Here is a 20,047-nt window from a genome sequence, read left to right as displayed (position 1 = left end):
AAGGAAGTCACTATGGCAATCATTAAAAGCAAAACCAAGCCAACCGACGAACTGTTTTTGTCGAATAAAGCGGTCATGACCGAGTTGGTAAACAACCTCAATGCTAATATCAAAGCTATCAAGCAAGGTGGCGGGCAAAAAGCCATTGACCGCCAGCGTCTGAAAGGGAAACTGCCCGTTCGTGAGCGTGTTATGCACCTTTTGGATGAAGGCAGCGAGTTTCTTGAAGTCGGACAATTCGCCGCATGGAACGTCTATGAAGAGTCTATTCCATGCGCAGGTGTCGTCGCGGGCATCGGCACCATTGAAGGCATTCAATGCATGGTGATCGCCAACGATCCTTCGGTCAAAGGCGGCACCTACTACCCACTTACGGTGAAAAAGCATCTACGCGCGCAAGAGATCGCACAACGTTGCCAACTACCTTGCATCTATTTGGTGGATTCTGGTGGTGCAAATCTCCCTCATCAAGCGGAAGTCTTTCCTGATAAAGAGCACTTTGGGCGTATCTTCTTCAATCAAGCCAGAATGTCAGCGCAAGGTATTCCTCAAGTCGCGGTTGTGATGGGGCTTTGTACCGCAGGCGGCGCTTATGTACCTGCGATGGCAGACGTTTCCATCATGGTCAAAGAACAAGGCACCATCTTCTTAGCAGGACCACCGCTAGTAAAAGCCGCTACGGGTGAAATCGTCACCGATGAAGAGTTGGGCGGAGCCGACGTGCATTGTCGCAAGTCTGGCGTTGCTGATTACTATGCAGAAAATGACCAGCACGCTTTGCAACTCGCGCGCGAAGCTATCTCCAATACCAACCAATCACTCCCAGTTCAAAGCGACAAACCGGTTTTACCACCACGTTACGACGCTGAAGAGATGTATGGCATCGTCAATGCGAATCTGCGCTTGTCTTTTGATGTTAGAGAGATCATCGCTCGTGTGGTCGATGATTCGGACTTTGACGAGTTCAAAGCACTTTATGGCAAGACCTTAGTATGTGGCTTCGCACGAATCCAAGGCAATCTGATTGGCATTGTGGCGAACAACGGCATCTTGTTTTCTGAGTCCTCACAGAAAGGCGCGCACTTTATTGAGCTGTGTGCCAAACGCAAAATTCCCCTACTGTTTTTGCAAAACATCACTGGGTTTATGGTGGGCAAAAAGCTTGAGGCGGAAGGCATTGCCAAACACGGCGCGAAACTAGTGATGGCGGTTGCGTGTGCGGATGTGCCTAAGTTCACCGTGATTATTGGCGGCTCTTACGGTGCAGGCAACTACGGCATGTGCGGTCGTGCTTATGACCCAACCATGATGTGGATGTGGCCAAACGCACGAATCTCCGTCATGGGCGGAGAACAAGCCGCTGGCGTACTCACTCAAGTGCGTCGAGAAGTGAAAAAACGCCAAGGTGAAGAATGGCCAGAGCCCGAAGAAAGTGCATTCCGAGAATCTATCGTAGACTTGTATGAGTCTCAAGGGCATCCCTACTACGCCAGCGCGCGTTTATGGGATGACGGCATTATCGACCCAAAAGAGACGCGTCAAGTATTGGCTCAAGCCTTAAAAGCCGCGCTCAATGCGCCAATTCCTGACAGCAACTTTGGCATATTCAGAATGTAGCAATGTAGAGAAGAAAGGACGTCACATGCAGGATCATCAACCGAGTATCATCCCCAATACCCAACGACAAGATGAAGTACTTTGGAACGTCGATGAATTCGGCGTCGCAACGCTTACGCTCAATCGCACAGAGAAGCACAATGCGTTTGATGCCTGCATGATTGATCTGCTGATCCACAGGCTGGACTACCTCGCCTTGCGTACCGATGTTCGATGCTTAGTGCTTCGAGGAAACGGCAAACATTTCTCCTCTGGTGCTGATTTGAATTGGATGAAATCCATGGCAAGTAGCACCAGAAAGCAAAACCTAGAAGACGCGCAGAACCTTGCACGTCTGATGCATACATTGGACGCTTTCCCTCAGCCTACTATTGCGGTTGTGCAAGGTTCCGCTTTTGGTGGCGCATTGGGCTTGATCTGTTGCTGTGATATCGCCATCGCAGCGGAGAATGCGAACTTCTGCTTGAGTGAAGTCAAACTGGGGCTGGTTCCAGCAACCATCTCTCCTTATGTCATGCGAGCTATGGGCAACCGTCAAGCTCGTCGTTACATACTCAGCGCCGAAGTGATTAACGCCGCCAAAGCTGAAAAGTTTGGCATTGTGCACGAGGTTCATAAGCTGGATAAAATCGAAGCCGTGGTAGAAAGCTTGATTGATTCTTTGCTGCTCAATAGCCCAGATGCGATGCGAAAAGCCAAAGCGTTATGCCATCAATGCCACCAAAATCCGATTGATGGTCAGCTTATTCAATACACGAGCCAGCTTATCGCAGACATTCGCGTATCGCCGCAAGGACAAGATGGCTTGCAAGCCTTTCTAGAGAAACGAGAACCGGGTTGGATAAACAAGCCAGCTAAGGGCAAGAAATGAATTTGCCAAACAAGGTGAACATTGTCGAAGTGGGTGCGAGAGACGGTCTGCAAAACGAATCGCCGGTGTCCACGCAAGCCAAGATCCGCTTAATCGACCTACTCTCGGATACAGGACTCACCCATATTGAGGCAGGCTCTTTTGTGTCGCCTAAATGGGTACCTCAAATGGCGGATTCACTCGATGTGATGAAGAAAATCACCCGCCGCCACAACGTCATCTACTCAGCACTAACGCCTAATGTGCAAGGCTTTGAGAAAGCATTGGAAGCCGGCGCTACCCAAGTAGCCATCTTCACCTCCTCATCGGAGGGCTTTTGCCAACACAACATCAATTGCTCGATTGCAGATAGTCTTACCCGCTTTGAACCGGTAATGGAATTAGCAGCAAAGCATAACATTCCCGTTCGGGGTTACTTATCTTGCGTGGCAGATTGCCCGTACGATGGACCAACCAAGCCCGAGCAAGTCGCAAGAGTCGCCAACCTGCTGATGGAATTAGGCTGCTATGAGGTTTCACTTGGAGACACCATTGGTACAGGCACGCCTATACGCATCGCTAAAATGTTAGAAGCCGTACAGGTGAAAGTACCAACCGACAAACTCGCAGTGCATTTTCACGACACATGGGGACAAGCGTTAGCGAACATCTACCAAGCCTTAATGATGGGCATCAATACCATCGATAGCAGTGTGGCTGGACTTGGGGGCTGCCCTTATGCTCATGGCGCGTCAGGTAATGTTGCTACCGAAGATGTGCTCTACCTTTGCCAAGGCTTAGGAATCGAGACCGGAGTGGATTTGGAGTTGCTTGCCAAAGCCGGATGGATGATCAGTGAAGAGTTAAACCGCCAGCCGACCTCAAAAGTCTCGCTGGCGTTAAAGCAGCGTTAGATCTCGTAATTCGCTTTGATACCGATATCAAAATGCAGCGGCATACGCCACTTAGCAATAGACAGGAAGCCCATAACTAATCCAGCCAACAACATAGTAATGGCAGCAAGGATTGGAAGGTTAAACCACAGTGCAAACGTAGCGACAGCGAGAAACGCGGGCACCATCTTCAAGCCTGGCACTTTAAAGCAAAATGACTCTTTAAGCGCAATGCCCGAAAAGGTCACAAAGATAAAGCCAAGCCCTAACCAAGTGCGCTGAAACTCCAAGTCACTCACCATCAATACCAAGCCAATCCAAGATGCCCAACTGATCACAGCCCGTACGTGTTTGCTGTAAACGTGAACGTTCGCGGCAGATAATGCACCAGCCACACAAAGCGCAATGACTGAGGTTTGGTAAACCAACAGTGAACTAGAAATTGCACAAGAGACAAGAACCGAAAAAACAAGCAGCGCCATTGCAAACAAAGTAATACCAAAGCGATACAAGCACACGCTGATTTTATCGAGTGAATCCAGCGTCTCTTGATGTTCTGTGTTTGCCATGGAAAGCATCCTGCCTAAAAATGAAAAGGAATGAAAAGCCAACGAGGGTGAAATCGCTGGCTCTATAAACTGTATTACGCCCGTTTTGGAAAGCGGAGTTTACCGCCAGTTCGGTAGATCACCAAAGAGAATAAGATAAGCGCACAACCGACGAGTTTATTAGAGGTCAGCACTTCGCCATACCAAATCACACTGAGAATCACAGTCCAGACAGGTTCAAGGATCATAATCAGTGCAGCGTTTCCCGCTTGGACAAACTTTTGCCCCATGGTTTGCATCACGTAACGCAAACTGGTAGCCAAAAGCGTGCTCAACGCAAACCAAATCCAAATTGATGTGCTTACCTCTGTTGGCACCGTTTCCACCAAAGATGAAATCAGCAAACCAATCAAGCCCGTGACAAAAAGCTGGATACACGTTAGCAACAACACAGGCAATTTTTGCGAATACTTGCTGTTTACGTTGAAGTGCAGAGCGAGCATCAAAGCCGCGCCCAAGAACCAAAGCTGACTGCTAGATTGTTGCCAACCACCAGCCAAAGACAAACATCCTAGACCAAGAATCGCGATCGGCAGTGAAACCCAAAAAATTCGTTGAGGTCTTTGACGAAACATTATCCAAGCGACAATGGGTACGAACAGCATTGACAGACTCATGATGAATGCGCCCTCACCTAACGTGTCACTGATTGAAATCGCGTAGATCCAACACATCAGTGCGCCACCTAAAAGCACACCTACGCCTGCCGCGGCAAAAATATCTTTCTTATTGGCAGCACGAAGTGGTTTGATACACAGAGGCAACAAACACAGTGACGCGATGGTGAATCGCAGACCGATAAATCCGAATGGTGGGAGACCTTGAATGGTTTCTTTGGAGAAGATCCACCCTAATGCCGCGATCATCGTAGTAGCGACGAGCACGAATGCAGCTTTGCGTTCTGAGTTAAGCATAATTACTCACAAAAAAAGACCCTGCGAGGGATTCGTCAGGGGTTTATTTATCATTGATTTTAATGCGTGATAGCTAGTTATATTTGCATCGCAAATGCTGACAGGATGTGTAATTAGATTGGAGGAAGTTAACGTTTGCGAAACGCTCACAGTATACATTGTGACATGCTTCTCATCGAGTAAATTGCTGTGAAATCCCTTCATTATTTTTGTGGTTTATGTGGTTAACGAAAACGCTCACAATCAGATTTTAGCTCAAATAATATACGGAATAATCTCATCATCTGTTGGTGTTCAAAATGCTACAATCAAAACACAGTAGAACAGACGACAGGAGGTGCTTTATGAGACACTCAACCGTACTCTTTTTCATTCTGATCGCCCTACTTATTATCGCGCCAATGGTGCTCGGTTCGTTATTTAATCTTGTCTCTTCATTACGCATCGGCAGCATCGAGGCTGACCCAATTTCCATCACTCATATCTACGACATGATGATGTACCGTGGACGTTAGTTTGTTTTTATAACTCTCTCTTTCACAACCGCTCTTGCCTCAAATCATGAGCGGTTTTCAATTTCACGCCTTCTTTCCAAAACCGCCGCTTAACGCTTCTAATTCAATAAAACTCACCACTTTTCACATGTGTATCGCTAAGCGATTCTTTTCACTTTAGTTTTATTGAGATTGATTTTGTCCAATCCACAAGCCTCACACGTATTAGTAATTAAATTCACAACTAAATCGGCTCGTACGTAGCGATATTGCCAGTACCTGCTTACTCTTTAACCTACAACTATAAAAAATACGCCAGTGCATTCACGCCACCAATAACAGTGAAAATCTGGAATATCAGCGCCCAAGTTAGTGAAACACGCATTCAAATTACTAGGGAATCAGTGATGAGATTAAAGAACACCCAAAACATGAGCGCAGCTTTGAGGACGGCTCTCGTCGCCGCTGTGTGCTTCTCTCCCCTCACCTTTGCTGCAGAAGGTGATGAGCAATTCGAAGTCGGCAAAGAAAAAGCGAAAGTTTGTATGACTTGTCATGGTGTCGATGGCATATCGACCATTGATGCATACCCAAACTTACGCGGCCAGAACAAAACCTATTTGATTTCTTCCCTTAAGGATTACAAAGCAAGGGAGCGAACCAGTGGTCTCGCGGTGCTGATGCAACAGCAGGCCGATGCCCTTTCTGATCAAGACATTGAAGACATTGCCCACTATTACTCACAGCTAGGCAAAGAAGCTCAACCTTAAACGAGGAGCGTTCTTATGGAACAAGCAGCAACTCAATACAACACCAAAGTTGTGAAGTATTTTGTGTTGGCATCGTTAGTTTGGGCTATCGTCGGGATGATCATAGGTGTGATCCTCGCGGCACAGTTGTATTGGCCAGTACTTAACTTCGATTCTCAATACTTCCAATTCGGTCGACTCAGACCGCTACACACTTCCGGCGTGATATACGGCTTTGTAGTCAACATTTTGATGGGTACCTCTCTCTACATCGCTCAACGCACCGGACGCTGTAATCTCTTTAACCAAAGCTTGTCTTGGATGGTTTTCTGGGGTTGGCAACTGGTACTCTTTTTGGCGTTAATCAGTTTGCCCGCAGGCTACACCACATCAAAAGAGTACGCTGAGCTAGAGTGGCCAATCGACCTATTGATCGTCTTAGTCTGGGTGCTTTACGCCGTGTTGTTCTTTGGCACGATTGCAAAGCGGAAAGTTGACCATATCTTCGTCGCCAACTGGTTCTTCGCCGCCTTTATCATAGTGATAGCGATGATCTTTATCGTGAACAATCTGGCTATGCCCGTCTCTTTGATGAAGTCCTATTCCGTCTTTGCCGGAGCGCAAGACGCCATTGTGCAATGGTGGTGGGGTCACAACGCAGTGGGCTTCCTACTGACTGCTGGTGTGATTGGTATGAACTATTACTTCATACCAAAAGCCACAGACCGCCCTATTTACTCTTACCGTTTATCTGTCATCCACTTTTGGGGCTTGGTTGGTTTTTACACTTGGGCTGGTACCCACCACTTGGTTTATTCATCGGTGCCTATTTGGGTGCAAAACATCGGCATCATCATGTCACTCATCCTTTGGCTCCCATCTTGGGCTGGCGCTTTCAACAGTGCGATGACGCTGCTTCAAAACAAAGAGAAGCTCAAGTCTGATTATATTTGCCTGTTCTTCTTCTCTGCCATTCTTTACTACTGCTTAGCTACATTTGAAGGGCCTCTACTGGCGATTCGTTGGTTCAATATGCTCGCGCACAACACTGAGTGGGTAATCGGCCACGTTCACTCCGGCGCATTAGGTTGGGTAGGCATGTCTGGCATTGCGGTGTTCTACTACTTCATCCCTCGTTTATGGAACAAAACCGAGTTGTGGTCGAAGCGTTTGATCAAGTGGCACTTCTGGCTCGCTCATGCTGGTGTTGCGATATACGCCATCGCGCTATGGGTTGCTGGCATTGGCGAAGGCTACATGTGGCTAACTCAGAACGAGAATGGCGAGCTGGTTTACAGCTTTATTGAAGCCATGAACTTCAAAGCACCATGGTTGTTCCTACGGTTCTTTGGGGGCGCACTCTTTGTACTTGGCTTATTCCTGATGGCATTCAACTTGTACAAAACCGTGCGTTCTCCATCGGTGTTAGTGGCAAAGGAGGCATAAGATGAGCAAAGACTTTACTCACTCAGTGGTCATCTTGATCATCACCACGGTGGTTGTGGCCTCCTTCTCACTCGCAGTTTGGGTTGTGCCGAATATTCTTCGCACTGACGATATCGCCAAAGGCAGTTTAGCCAAGCCTTTGACCGCCATTGAGCTTGCGGGTCGCGATATCTACATCAGTGAAGGGTGTCATGTCTGCCACACGCAGATGGTTCGTCCTCTAGAGCCTGAGACCAAACGTAATGGTCGTGCAAATAAGGAGTCAGATGACATTTATGAATTCCCTAACCTATGGGGTTCAAAACGCACAGGTCCGGACTTGACCAACCTTGGCCGTAAATACTCTGACCAATGGCATGTATTGCATCTAATTGATCCCCGTCAGGTCATTCCAACCTCCATAATGCCGGCCTACCCTTGGCTGTTCGAACAAACACTCTCGGGCGATGCAATTGGCGACAAGATGGAGACACTACGCATATTAGGGGTTCCATACACAGACCAAGAAATTTCCGATGCGCGCTTGCAAGTTCGCGGTAAAACCAAAGGCGAAGCACTGATCCGCTATCTTCAAAGCCTTGGTCAAGATACAGCACAGGAGGTGGCACCATGAGCACATTCTGGAACTGGTGGGCGGTTGCCTGCACCATAATCTTCTTCGTCTTAATGGTGGGCGTTATCGTCAAGTATTGGCGAAGCAACCACAAAGCGGACCAAGACCACACCATCGCCTCTTTTGATGGGATAGATGAAAAAGACGCGCCACCACCTAAGCTCCTCTTCATTAGTTACACTGTCGCGTTTTTACTCTCAGCAGGCTATTTGGTTCTGTATCCGGGACTTGGTGAATGGAAAGGCTTGGTGAATTATGACCAAGCGGACGACAAACTTAGCTCGCCATCAACCACACTCGATCAGCAATTCAGCCAAGTAACCGACACCTCTTTGGCGACACTTGCACAAGATGCCGATATTGTCCGTAGCGGTCGTATGTTATTTCAAACCCATTGCGCGGCCTGCCATAGAGATAACGCACAAGGGCAAAAACACTTCCCTAACCTTATCGACAAAGAATGGATGTACGGAGGAGGTGATGAGGCCATCATTCATTCCATCGCAAAAGGCCGTAACGGTGCTATGCCCGGCTGGGTTGAGGTGATGAGAAAAGACGAAGTGGACAAGATTTCTTACTATCTTGCGTCGCTTAATCAACGCCACAGCAACGTACCTGAGGTGAAGATCGAACTAGGTAAAAACCTATTCGCTCAATACTGTTCTTCTTGTCACGGCGATGGCTCACTTGCCAACCAACAAACTGGTGTTCCAGATTTGTCAGACAGTGTTTGGCTTCATGGCGGCAGTATTGAAGAGATTCAACACACCATCAATTACGGTTTGAACAACTTGATGCCTGCGTTTGAAAACCAACTCTCAGAGCACGAAATCCTCGCGATTGGTGCCTACATCCGCAAAGCTGGTGAAGAGGAAGAGCAGAAACTTGCAGCACTTAACGCTCAATCTGTCGAGCGTGGTGAATATCTGGCACACGCGGGGGACTGCGTGGCTTGTCACAGTGCTGAAGGTGGCGAACCTTTTGCCGGCGGCCTACCGTTTGTTACACCATTTGGCACCATCTATTCGACCAATATTACCCCTCACGCCAGTGAAGGGATTGGTGAATACGATTACGACAACTTCCGTGATGCTCTAGTACACGGTAAAGGCAAACATGGTTACTTGTACCCGGCGATGCCTTACACCTCTTATCAATATCTCACGGAACAAGACATGACGGACTTGTGGGAGTACATGCAGTCTATTCCTGCCGTGGCGCGTCGTAACGATGAAAACCACATGATGTTCCCATCGAACATTCGTCTTGGTCTCCTTGGCTGGAACATTGTCTTTATGGACACCGACCCTATCGACTACAGCCTACCTTCAGAGCTTGAGGGTACGGTGGAAGACGTTGAGAAGTGGCAGAAAGGCAAATACTGGGTTGCAGGCTTAGGACACTGCTCAGAGTGCCATACGCCGCGTAATATTGCGCAAGCATTGATTCCTGAGCGCATCTTCCAAGGTAACTTGATAGACGGCTGGAACGCACCTGACATTACGTCTACGGAGCTGTACGTGGGTGGTTGGGATGAAAAGACACTGACCGACTTCTTACACACAGGTCATTCAAACAAAGGCACTGCGTTTGCCGGGATGGCTGACGTGGTCAAAAACAGTTTGAGTTTAATGACTCGTGAAGACGTTGAATCCATGTCCTACTATCTGCTCAATGGGGACGTAAACAACTTCATCGCCGCAGATGCCGTTCCTTTGGAGCCTAAAGGGTTTGATGGAGCGGCTTACCAAGAGCCAATCTATGCCACCTACAAGCAAACATGTGGAGCATGCCATGGTAACGATGGTAAAGGGCGAGATCCAATAGCACCAACGCTCCTGAACAACGGTATTATCATGCACAGCGACCCGTTCAACACCATTGCGGTAACCGTACGTGGCCTACAACCAACTTACATCGACCCGGAACGTAACTTCATGCCAATGGCAAGCTTTGAGGACATCCTCTCTGACGCTCGATTGGCAGAGTTGATTACCTTTGTGCGTAAACACCTTGGTGACCAGCAAACACCAGTCACAGCTGCTGATGTTCGTGATGTGAGGGAAACTTTGGAGGACGCGGGTTACGCAGGCGGCCTACACACCACACCGGAGATGTACGACAGACGCGACAACAACATACATATCAAGTAACACACCACCGAAAGAAAATGTTGTTTCGTTAAACATAAAAAAAGCCCTTTCCAACCGGAAAGGGCTTTGACTTAGTTCCCAAAATTTTTGCCGTTTTACAGCAGTTCCACCGACTGTTGAGCGATAACCCACTCTTCATTGGTAGGAATAACTAGTGCTTTCGCACCAAGTAACTCAGATGTAGCAACAACACCTGCGTTACCAAATCGAGCGTCTTCGTTACCTTTCACATCTTCAACGAAACCTAGAAGTTTAAGGTTCTTCAGGATTTCACTACGGATTGGCATTGAGTTTTCGCCGATGCCGCCTGTGAAGATGATGCCGTCGAATGAATCAAGAGCAGCAAGGTAAGACGCAATGTATTTAGACACACGGTAAGTAAATACTTGGAATGCTAGAGTTGCACCTTCGTGACCCTCTTCCATCGCTTCCAAAATACCGCGTGCATCGCTTGTTAGGCCAGAAACACCTAAGAAGCCAGAAGCTTTGTTCAAAGAGTTGAACACTTTCTCTTGAGACCAACCTTTCTTAAGAAGGTACTCAATGATGCCTGGGTCAAGGTCACCACAACGTGTGCCCATCATTAGGCCAGACAGTGGCGTGAAGCCCATTGATGTATCAACAGACTCGCCGTTGTTAATTGCACAAACAGAAGCACCATTACCTAAGTGAACAGAAATGAAGCTAGATTCTTCCACTGGCTTGTTAATCATCTTCGCAGCTTCACGGCTTACGAAGTAGTGGCTAGTGCCGTGGAAACCGTAACGACGTACGCCGAAATCAGTGTAAAGTTCTTTCGCGATAGCACCAGTGAATGCGCGTTGAGGCATTGTTTGGTGGAATGCAGTGTCAAATACAGCAAACTGAGGAAGGCTTGGAAACGCTTCGATAGCAGCGCGAATACCGATAGCACCTGCAGGGTTATGCAGTGGAGCAAGATCTGCAAGTTTTTCGATTTCAGCGGTTACTTCTTCAGTAATGCGAACAGTTTGTGTGAACTTCTCACCACCGTGAACGATACGGTGACCTACAGCCACGATGTCTTGAGCCAGACCTAACTCTTCGGTTAAACCTACCAGCTTACCAATAGCGATCTTGTGATGGCTATCGTCGCCTTCGATTGCGACTTCCTTTTTCTCACCGTTGAATTTCCAGCTCATACGAGCGTCTGATAGACCAAAGCATTCGCCCAGACCACTTAGCACAGCATCGCCAGATTGAGAGTCGATTACTGCAAATTTTAGTGATGAGCTACCAGAGTTGATCACCAGTACAAACGAATTAGACATGAAATAGTTTCCTGTTGTGGAGCAGAGGTTGTAATTGCGCTTCCGCGCTGCGTACTTCTTGTTTGTGCCTTCTATTATTCAATAATTTTTTAATCTTTCAACTATCTTTTAGTGTTAGTTGTTCGTTTGCGTAATTTTTGTTGATCTATCGCAAGTTTAAAATTTATTTGAGCCGTGAAATATATCATCTCACTCAACTAAAGTGGAATCAGACACTTAAAAACATCAATAAATGAAGAATAAAGCAAAAATATTACGAATTTTTTTGAATGAGTAGAGTATAGAAGAGCGGAGACAAAAAAGCCGAGCTAAATGCTCGGCTTTCAAATTCAACTATTTTTTAATGCAATAGAGTGCAGATATTATGCGTCTTGCGTGCGACGACCACGGCCGCCGTGACCACGTTCACCACGGTGCGCACCACGGTGATCACCACCACGGTTACGATCGAAACGACGTTCGCCACCTTCACGGTTACCATCGCGGTTACCACGGAAGCCACCTTCGCGACGACCGCCTTCACGACGTTCACCACCACGGTTGCCGCCTTCACGGTTGCCACGGTAACCGCCGCCATCACGACGACCACCATCGCGACGACCACCGTCACGGCGACCACCACGAGACTCGCGGAAGTCATCGAAGTCACATACTACAGCACCAACATCTTGTTGACGGATACGTAGTTTGCTTAGCTTGTTCGCAGCATCTGAAGTCATTGCTTTAGGTAGCTGAACGAATGTGTGACCTTGCGCTAGCTTGATCGCACCGATAGAGCCTTTACCAAGACCTAGTTCGTTTGCTAGAGCGCCAACGATGTCTTTAACTTGAACACCTTGCTCACGACCAACTTGAAGCTGGTAAGTATCCCAATCTTGAGTGTTGAAGCTACGACCGCCTTCACGACCACCTTCACGGCGCTCTTTACGACGTTGCTTATCACGCTCAATCGCTTCAACCATTGGGTCTTCGCCAATGTAGAATAGAGGACGTTTACCTTGCTGACGCTTAAGAAGCATTGCAGCAAGCATCGCTGGGTCGATCTCTAGAGAAGTTTGTAGTTTCTCTACTAGCTCAGCGAACTTGTCTAGTGACTTGTGCTCTTTCTCAGCTTCTAGCTCAGCTGCTAGCTTGCTTAGACGAGCTTCAGCAACTTGGTCACGTAGAGGAAGTTGGATTTCTTCCATAGACGACTTAGTTACGCGCTCGATAGTGCGAAGCATGCGGATTTGGTTAGTGCGAACTAGAAGGATCGCTTTACCTTTACGTCCAGCACGGCCAGTACGACCGATACGGTGGATGTAAGACTCAACATCGAATGGGATGTCGTAGTTAAATACGTGAGTAATACGTGGAACGTCTAGACCACGTGCAACAACGTCAGTTGCAACTAGGATGTCGATAACACCTTGTTTGATGTGATCAACAGTACGCTCACGTAGAGACTGAGGAATATCACCGTGCAGTGCAGCAGCTTTAAAGCCACGTGCAGATAGCCAATCAGCTAGACGCTCAGTGTCTTGACGAGTACGTACGAATACGATTGACGCGTCAGTTTCTTCAGTTTCAAGAAGACGAGACATCGCTTCATCTTTCTCTACGCCCTTCACTACCCAGAACTGCTGTTGAACTTTGTCTACAGTGTGGTTCTTACCAGCAACGTCAACTGTTACAGGCTCACGTAGGAAGCGCTCAACAATGTTTTTCAGCATTGGAGGCATAGTTGCAGAGAATAGAACGCGCTGTGCAGATTCAGGAGCGTGCTCCATGATCGCAGTTACGTCGTCCACGAAACCCATGTTTAGCATTTCGTCCGCTTCATCAAGCACGAAAGTATTTACTTCGTCAAGATGTAGACGTTCGCGGTTGATAAGGTCTTGAACACGGCCAGGAGTACCAACAACAACGTGTGCACCGTTTTTAAGAGCACGCATTTGATCGACGATAGATGCACCACCGTAGATTTCTAGAACTTTAAGACCCTTGATGTTTTTACCAAGGTTTTTCATTTCAGCCGCAACCTGGATCGCTAGCTCACGAGTTGGAGCAAGAACGATTGCTTGTGGTTTACGTTGATCAAGATCTAGCTTGTTTAGAAGAGGCAGAGAGAATGCTGCCGTTTTACCTGTACCCGTTTGTGCCTTGCCCAGCGCGTCAGCACCTTCCAATAGGTGTGGGATTGCCGCAGCCTGAATTGGAGTTGGTGACACGAAACCCATTCCGTCTAGAGCAGAAAGGATAGAATCATTCAGAGATAAATCGCTGAATTGAATAACAGAATCTTGCATTGGGATCCTACTTAATTAAACAAAAAAACAGTCCCATATGCTCTTCCAATTCGATACTGATCCATCCAGTTACTAAATCCATTCAGACAGGAATTAGCACAGTACACAACCGCGATAAGCCATTAGGGACGACTAAGGGAGGCGGATTATTCCTTAAATGCATAAAAAAAGCTAGAAAAAATTGAATTACATCACAATTTATTCTCACTAATGGTATTATTCGCATAAATTTCCACCTCTCCCCCGATTCTCCGGAGAGAAAAGCACCAACAAGCTGTTCAATTCATCAATAATTCACAGCGAATTTGTGTGCTTTAGGTAGTAATAATAGTGCGCAATGATTATAGTGTGCCCAATTCCATTGGTAAGTTAAAAAAAAGATGTTTCAAGATAATCCGCTATTAGCTCAGCTTAAGCAGCAAATCCAAGAAAACCTGCCTAAAAAAGAAGGCTCGATCAAAGCAACAGATAAAGGCTTTGGCTTCCTGGAAGTGGACAGTAAAACCAGCTTCTTCATCCCACCAGCGTACATGAAAAAGTGCATGCACGGCGACAAAGTGGTTGCCATCATCCGCACAGAAAACGAACGCGAAGTCGCGGAACCACAAGAGCTGCTAGAACAAGCCGTAACTCGCTTTATTGGCCGAGTAAAAATGTTCAAAGGCAAGCTAAACGTAGCACCTGATCACCCACAGCTGAAAAAGCTTTCTCTTAAAGCGAAATTAAAGAAAGGTCTAAAACCTGATGAATTTGCTGAAGGTGACTGGGTTGTCGCGCATCTTATTCGCCACCCGCTTAAAGGCGATAACTCTTTCTTTGTAGAAATTTCAGAGAAGATTACCGATTCAAACGACAAGATTGCACCTTGGTGGGTAACGCTTGCTCAAAACGATCTACCTAACTCTGAGCCAGCAGGTATCGAGAACTGGGAACTGAAAGACGACGCGGATCTAGAACGTGTAGACATGACTCACGTTCCTTTCGTGACTATCGATGGTGAATCAACCAAAGATATGGACGACGCACTGTACGCGAAGAAGACAGAATCTGGCGATTTCGAGCTGACTATCGCAATCGCAGACCCAACAGCGTACATCACACCAGAAGACGATATGGATAAAGTCGCTCGCGAACGCGGCTACACTATCTACCTACCAGGCCGTAACATCCCAATGCTGCCTCGCGATCTAGCAGATAACCTATGTTCTCTGATTGAAGGCGAAGTCCGCCCTGCTATCTGCTGTACAGTAACAGTAAGTAAAGATGGCGTGATTGGTGATGACATCAACTTCTTTGCAGCGAACATCAAATCACACGCTCGTCTAGCATACGACAACGTATCTGACTGGCTAGAAAACGGCAGTTCGGATAAATGGCAACCATCAGAAGAGATTGCGACGATTGTACGCGATCTATTCGATTTCTCTCGCGCTCGTGCTGAATGGCGTGAGAAGAACGCAGTTGTGTTCCCAGATCGCCCTGACTACCGTTTCGAACTAAGCGAAGACAACGACGTTGTTGCAATCCACGCTGACATGCGTCGTAGCGCAAACCGTCTTGTTGAAGAGTCGATGATCACGGCAAACATCTGTGCTGGCCGTACTCTGCGTGAAAAGTTCGAGACTGGCGTCTTTAACACTCATGCAGGCCTAAAAGCAGAGAAGATTGAAGAAGTGGTTGAACTGGTTAACCCAGAAGGCACACTAGAATTCACTGCAGAATCTATCGCAACACTAGAAGGCTTTGCCGCACTTCGCCGCTGGTTAGGTGAGCAAGAGACGTCATACTTAGACAACCGTATTCGTAAGTTCCAAACGTACAGTGAAGTAGGTAATCAACCTCTTCCTCATTACGCTATGGGTCTTGATATCTACGCGACTTGGACTTCACCAATTCGTAAATACGGCGACATGATCAACCACCGCATGCTGAAGGCAGTTATTTTGAACAAAGAACCTGTTCAAAAGCCAGATGATGAAGTGGGCGAAGAGCTAGCTCTGCACCGCAAACATCACAAAATTGCCGAGCGAAACGTGTCTGATTGGCTATATGCACGCACTCTAGCGGACGAGCCAAACAAGAAAACGTGTTTCACAGGTGAGATTTTCGATATTAATCGTGCTGGCGCACGTGTCCGACTTCTCGAAAATGGCGCAGCAGCCTTTATTCCTGGTAGCTTGATTCTTGATAATAAAGAAAGAATTGAGTGTAACGGCGACAACGGTACCATTTCTATCGACAAAGAAGTGGTATACAAGTTAGGTGACACATTGGAAATCGTTCTAGCAGACGTAAACCAAGAGAACCGCAGCATCGTTGCAAAGCCGACCCAGGTATTCGCTGATAAACCAGCACCACAAACAGAAGAAACTGTGAGTGAGTAATACCGATTGAAGTTTAAAGGCGCTCAAATGAGCGCCTTTTTTGTATGTCATACAAGAAAGATAAGAACGAATATGCCGAACATTGAGATCATTCGCTTTAATCACTTCACTGCTCGCAAAAGTGAACGCTACACCGCTACACACAACGGCCTATACGTTGTTGAAGAAGGCTCACTCGTTATTAATCAGCCTAGTGGTGAACAAATTGAACTAAACGCAGGAGACTTTACGCTTTATAACTCCGCAGATTTGCGCAGTGCTGAAGCCAAACCAGGCAATTTCAAAGCACTTGCACTCGTCTTTGATATTGGTTTGTTTAGTGAGTTTAAATCTGTGCATCCTAATGTGCAGTCAGAGACCGAAGAACGCCGCTTCTACCCTTTTTCTTCTGAAAGCCAATCATCAATTGCACAGCTTAAAGACACGTTAATTGAGTTAGCGGACAATAAAGCGCCCCAGTACGCTCAAGGTCATATTGCCCTTGCCCTACTCTCATTAATGGTCGAAGTGCAGCCGGACATTCTGTCAATCATTGATGATGCAAGCAGCCTAACCGCCTCTCAGAAGGCAATTAAGTACATCGAAAAGAACATAGAGAAAGACATCACCCTAGAAGCCTTAGCCACGCACATGAGCATGTCTATCGCGACATTAAAACGTAGATTAGCAGCGGAAAACCTCTCGTTCTCGCACATTTTAAAGGTGAAACGTATTAACCACGCTGCGACACAACTGCGCGTATCGCAGAAATCGATCACTCAAATTGCATTTGAATCCGGCTTTAAGAGCGCGGCACACTTTAGTACTGCGTTTAAATCGATTTATAGCATTACACCAAAAGAATTTCGTAGCCAAATCGCAAAGTAACGCTTGGCACGTTACGCGTTAGCAGGTAGAGAAATCTGTTAATCCCAGAAACACGCTTGAGGGTCGCTTTCTAATTCGGCGAGAAGCACCTCAAGCGTTTCACTACTCGGTAGCTTTTCATAAGGTACCCAGACCAATTCTTCTTCACGATAGATCGGCACATAAAAGCACCAAAGCTGAGTTTTAGCATCAAATAGAATTTTAGCGATGGGAGACGTGTATTCACTGTGTTGTGAATCAAGTAAGAAGTGCGCATGATAAAGCTCGACACCGTTCTCTATAGGCTCGTATAAGCACTTCCCTAGCGCTTCGACCGGCAAATTGACATTGCGCCTAGCGCAGAGCGTTTGAACCAACTTGTGCAAGCGACTGGTCGCCATTTGAGACACGGACATGAGCGTACTCCTGATATGTTGTTCTTAGTATATACCCAAGTGCCTGAGAGAGGCAGAAATCACCATCGGGGCATGCGCCCGCTCAAACCTAGAATAGCATCCCATTTGATGCCGAAAAGCTAACTGCGTCACCTCTTTCGCTTCAAATCAGTAAAACCCACCCACCCGATATTATTGATAGTTATCAACATAAAGCGAGCGCAATCGATCATTCGCTATGGATATCAATCTGCATTCACAAAAGTGTAACCTGAACGAAATATGATGGGCGCTGCTATATACCGTATATGGAGTTAAATATGTTACGTCTTTCTGTGGCGACCTTACTGGCCATGGCTCTGTCCCTTCCTTCTGCTATGGCAAAAGAAGTCAATATTTCAGGTTCTACCTCTGTTGCACGCGTAATGGATGTATTGGCTGAAGAATATAATAAAACGCACCCTGATGATTACATTGCCGTTCAGGGTATTGGCTCAAGCGCAGGCATCACGATGGTGAACAAAGGCGTGGTTGAGATTGGCATGAGCTCGCGCTACCTAACGGAAAGCGAAAAAGGCGAAGATCTTAACGTATTCCCTATCGCTTATGACGGTCTTGCTGTTGTTGTTAACCGCACTAACTCTGTAGCCAACCTTTCGGAACAACAACTGTTTGATATCTACAAAGGTAAAGTCGACAACTGGAAACAAGTTGGCGGCAACGATCAACCTATCGCCGTGGTAACACGTGAAGCTTCTTCTGGCTCTCGTTACAGCTTTGAAAGCTTGCTAGGTCTTACCAAGATCATCAACAACCGTTTGGTTTCAGACATTAACCCAAACAACCTTGTGGTAAACAGCAACAGCATGGTGAAAACCATTGTTAACCATAACCCACATGCGATTGGCTTTATCTCGGTAGGCTCTGTTGATCGTTCAATAAAAGCCATTCAGTTTGAAGGCACGGATCCAACGGCGAGCAACATCGCTAATCACAAGTACAAATTGGCGCGTCCATTCTTGGTACTGTACAAAGTGGATGGTCTGGATAAAGCCGGCAAAGACTTCGTGAAGTTCCTGAAATCGGAACAAGGCCAAAAAGCGATTGCAGACTACGGCTACACACCAGTAAAAAGCTTTAATCAATAAGCCGCAGACATAAAAAAAGAGAGCCAAATTCGGCTCTCTTTTTTGTTTGAATCTTAGAATGCAATTAGAAGTGCAATTGAATCACTGAAACAACTACTGCGCCTGGTCGACGAATGCCTTCAATTTCAACTTTGATTTCACGCTCAATCTCAAGACCTTTCTTGATTGGCGTGATTTTAGTTAGCGTACTTGATGCACGTACGTTGTTGCCTGCTTTTACTGGGTACGGGAAACGTACTTGGTTCAGACCTAGGTTCACCACCAATTTCGCTGTTGGGAACATTGGGTTTTCTGGGTCAACAGAATCGGTCAACTTAGGCAAAAGCGCCAACGTAAGGAAACCATGAGCAATCGTAGTCTTAAATGGAGACTCTGTTGAAGCACGCTCTGGATCGGTATGAATCCATTGCATATCTTCAGTTACCGAACCAAACTGGTTTATACGCTCTTGAGATACATGAACCCAATCACCCACATGGATCACTTCGCCCACTTTCTCGCTTAGCTCATCAAATAGAACTTGCGCTTCAGGTTTTAGGACAATTGGATCTGGTTGAGAAATGACTTCCTCATTCACAGCAGGCTGTTGATGATCACGTACTTTAGAAAAAAGAAAGCTGCTTTGTGCTCGACCTAAAAAGTCACCCCAATAATCGCGTAGCGTTGGAGACATCCAATTCATAAACTCTGATTGGTGAGCGGAAATCGCACCAACTTTGTCTTTAAATAGATTCGTGACTTTCATAAAAACCCTTCGATAAATTCAAGCACAACTGGCTATACCAGTTAATTTTGAATTAACTCACACTATGTTGCAAATACTTTCGGGCGAACACATGTATACTCAAAGTCATTTACTTCTTACTTTTCATAAAGATAGCAATAAAACACTATTTTATTAAGTAACCACAACATAAAGTAAATACTCTACAAAATACTGTAACAACTACCCTTTTTGATGCTCTTTCGTACCAATCCTCTCTATGGATGTGACCACAAAACAAGCAAACAGTTCTTTTTCATTAAAACAATGCTTTACAACGTTTCTACCTCACCCTATTATACGTCCCGCAACGGAGAGATGGCTGAGTGGTTGAAAGCACCGGTCTTGAAAACCGGCATACGTTAATAGCGTATCTAGGGTTCAAATCCCTATCTCTCCGCCACATTCCAGTAAAGAGCCCGCTAAGAGATTAGCGGGCTTTTTCGTATTTCAGTGCTTTAAAGGGATTAGCCCAAATCCCTCCTTGAATGCAAGCCCAGCACTCCCCCCACATTTAGAAAGCCTGTTGAGAAATCAACAGGCTTTCGTCGTTTTGAATCTTGTAAAATACAGAACTGCTTAGTCCTAAGTGGTGCG

17 protein-coding genes and 1 tRNA gene are annotated in these 20,047 nt (G+C 46.5%); 12 read left to right on the top strand and 6 right to left on the bottom strand.

Annotated elements, in window-relative coordinates:
- The first annotated feature begins 12 nt into the window (after positions 1–12).
- Genes A9237_RS19640 through A9237_RS19630 form a run of 3 tightly spaced genes read left to right on the top strand, consistent with a single transcriptional unit; the run spans position 13 to position 3,381 of the window.
- On the top strand, positions 13–1,617 hold the full coding sequence (locus A9237_RS19640; protein ID WP_078609219.1) for a carboxyl transferase domain-containing protein: 1,605 nt from the start codon (positions 13–15) through the stop codon (positions 1,615–1,617).
- A 25-nt stretch (positions 1,618–1,642) separates the two neighbouring features.
- Positions 1,643–2,488, top strand: coding sequence for an enoyl-CoA hydratase-related protein (locus A9237_RS19635; RefSeq protein WP_017188970.1), 846 nt, complete (start codon positions 1,643–1,645; stop codon positions 2,486–2,488).
- Complete coding sequence (locus A9237_RS19630; RefSeq protein ID WP_078609217.1) at positions 2,485–3,381, top strand: hydroxymethylglutaryl-CoA lyase; 897 nt, start codon at positions 2,485–2,487, stop codon at positions 3,379–3,381. Before A9237_RS19635 ends, A9237_RS19630 begins: the two co-directional genes overlap by 4 nt.
- On the opposite strand, the gene A9237_RS19625 is transcribed toward A9237_RS19630, so the two are convergent.
- Together A9237_RS19625 and A9237_RS19620 are read right to left on the bottom strand one after the other, a co-directional pair.
- Complete coding sequence (locus A9237_RS19625) at positions 3,378–3,929, bottom strand: DUF2301 domain-containing membrane protein (RefSeq protein WP_078609215.1); 552 nt, start codon at positions 3,927–3,929, stop codon at positions 3,378–3,380. The two genes, A9237_RS19630 and A9237_RS19625, sit on opposite strands and share 4 nt — an antisense overlap.
- A gap of 74 nt (positions 3,930–4,003) precedes the next feature.
- A complete protein-coding gene (locus tag A9237_RS19620) occupies positions 4,004–4,882 on the bottom strand; it encodes a DMT family transporter (RefSeq protein WP_039975185.1) in 879 nt (292 codons plus the stop codon).
- Positions 4,883–5,226: 344 nt separating this feature from the next.
- Between A9237_RS19620 and A9237_RS27400 the strand changes: the two genes are divergently transcribed.
- The 5 genes from A9237_RS27400 to A9237_RS19600 all read left to right on the top strand — a co-directional run bounded on the left by A9237_RS27400 (position 5,227) and on the right by A9237_RS19600 (position 10,337).
- Positions 5,227–5,397: a hypothetical protein gene (locus A9237_RS27400; RefSeq protein ID WP_167371692.1), complete on the top strand. Its 171-nt coding sequence runs from the start codon at positions 5,227–5,229 to the stop codon at positions 5,395–5,397.
- A gap of 386 nt (positions 5,398–5,783) precedes the next feature.
- Positions 5,784–6,146, top strand: coding sequence for a c-type cytochrome (locus tag A9237_RS19615; RefSeq protein ID WP_020197235.1), 363 nt, complete (start codon positions 5,784–5,786; stop codon positions 6,144–6,146).
- Between the two features lie 15 nt (positions 6,147–6,161).
- On the top strand, positions 6,162–7,571 hold the full coding sequence (gene ccoN, locus A9237_RS19610) for a cytochrome-c oxidase, cbb3-type subunit I (protein WP_078609213.1): 1,410 nt from the start codon (positions 6,162–6,164) through the stop codon (positions 7,569–7,571).
- Position 7,572: 1 nt separating this feature from the next.
- Complete coding sequence (locus tag A9237_RS19605) at positions 7,573–8,184, top strand: cbb3-type cytochrome c oxidase subunit II (RefSeq protein ID WP_009704666.1); 612 nt, start codon at positions 7,573–7,575, stop codon at positions 8,182–8,184.
- On the top strand, positions 8,181–10,337 hold the full coding sequence (locus tag A9237_RS19600; RefSeq protein WP_078609211.1) for a c-type cytochrome: 2,157 nt from the start codon (positions 8,181–8,183) through the stop codon (positions 10,335–10,337). Before A9237_RS19605 ends, A9237_RS19600 begins: the two co-directional genes overlap by 4 nt.
- A gap of 95 nt (positions 10,338–10,432) precedes the next feature.
- Here the strand turns inward: A9237_RS19600 and A9237_RS19595 are convergent, their stop codons facing one another.
- Together A9237_RS19595 and A9237_RS19590 are read right to left on the bottom strand one after the other, a co-directional pair.
- The gene (locus tag A9237_RS19595) at positions 10,433–11,626 is read right to left on the bottom strand and encodes an acetate/propionate family kinase (RefSeq protein ID WP_005440661.1); all 1,194 of its coding nucleotides are present in this window, start codon (positions 11,624–11,626) and stop codon (positions 10,433–10,435) included.
- Between the two features lie 362 nt (positions 11,627–11,988).
- A complete protein-coding gene (locus A9237_RS19590; RefSeq protein ID WP_039839623.1) occupies positions 11,989–13,914 on the bottom strand; it encodes a DEAD/DEAH box helicase in 1,926 nt (641 codons plus the stop codon).
- A 380-nt stretch (positions 13,915–14,294) separates the two neighbouring features.
- Between A9237_RS19590 and rnb the strand changes: the two genes are divergently transcribed.
- Together rnb and A9237_RS19580 are read left to right on the top strand one after the other, a co-directional pair.
- The gene (gene rnb / locus A9237_RS19585; RefSeq protein WP_078609209.1) at positions 14,295–16,298 is read left to right on the top strand and encodes an exoribonuclease II; all 2,004 of its coding nucleotides are present in this window, start codon (positions 14,295–14,297) and stop codon (positions 16,296–16,298) included.
- Positions 16,299–16,370: 72 nt separating this feature from the next.
- Entirely contained in the window at positions 16,371–17,165 is a 795-nt protein-coding gene (locus tag A9237_RS19580) for an AraC family transcriptional regulator (RefSeq protein WP_009704671.1), read from the top strand.
- 38 nt (positions 17,166–17,203) lie between these two features.
- Here A9237_RS19580 and A9237_RS19575 read toward each other — a convergent pair whose 3' ends face one another.
- Positions 17,204–17,560 (bottom strand): DUF3024 domain-containing protein, encoded by a 357-nt coding sequence (locus A9237_RS19575; protein WP_009704672.1) that lies wholly within the window; start codon positions 17,558–17,560, stop codon positions 17,204–17,206.
- 299 nt (positions 17,561–17,859) lie between these two features.
- Here A9237_RS19575 and A9237_RS19570 point away from each other — a divergent pair, with 299 nt between their 5' ends.
- Positions 17,860–18,687 (top strand): phosphate ABC transporter substrate-binding protein, encoded by an 828-nt coding sequence (locus tag A9237_RS19570; RefSeq protein ID WP_078609207.1) that lies wholly within the window; start codon positions 17,860–17,862, stop codon positions 18,685–18,687.
- A gap of 64 nt (positions 18,688–18,751) precedes the next feature.
- Here A9237_RS19570 and A9237_RS19565 read toward each other — a convergent pair whose 3' ends face one another.
- Complete coding sequence (locus A9237_RS19565; protein ID WP_005440645.1) at positions 18,752–19,432, bottom strand: MaoC family dehydratase; 681 nt, start codon at positions 19,430–19,432, stop codon at positions 18,752–18,754.
- Positions 19,433–19,762: 330 nt separating this feature from the next.
- On the opposite strand from A9237_RS19565, the gene A9237_RS19560 reads away from it, so the two are divergent.
- Positions 19,763–19,853, top strand: a tRNA-Ser gene (locus A9237_RS19560).
- Positions 19,854–20,047: the final 194 nt, after the last annotated feature.

This window comes from Vibrio owensii (assembly GCF_002021755.1).
GTDB lineage: Bacteria > Pseudomonadota > Gammaproteobacteria > Enterobacterales > Vibrionaceae > Vibrio > Vibrio owensii.
This window is presented reverse-complemented; position numbering and strand designations above follow the sequence as displayed.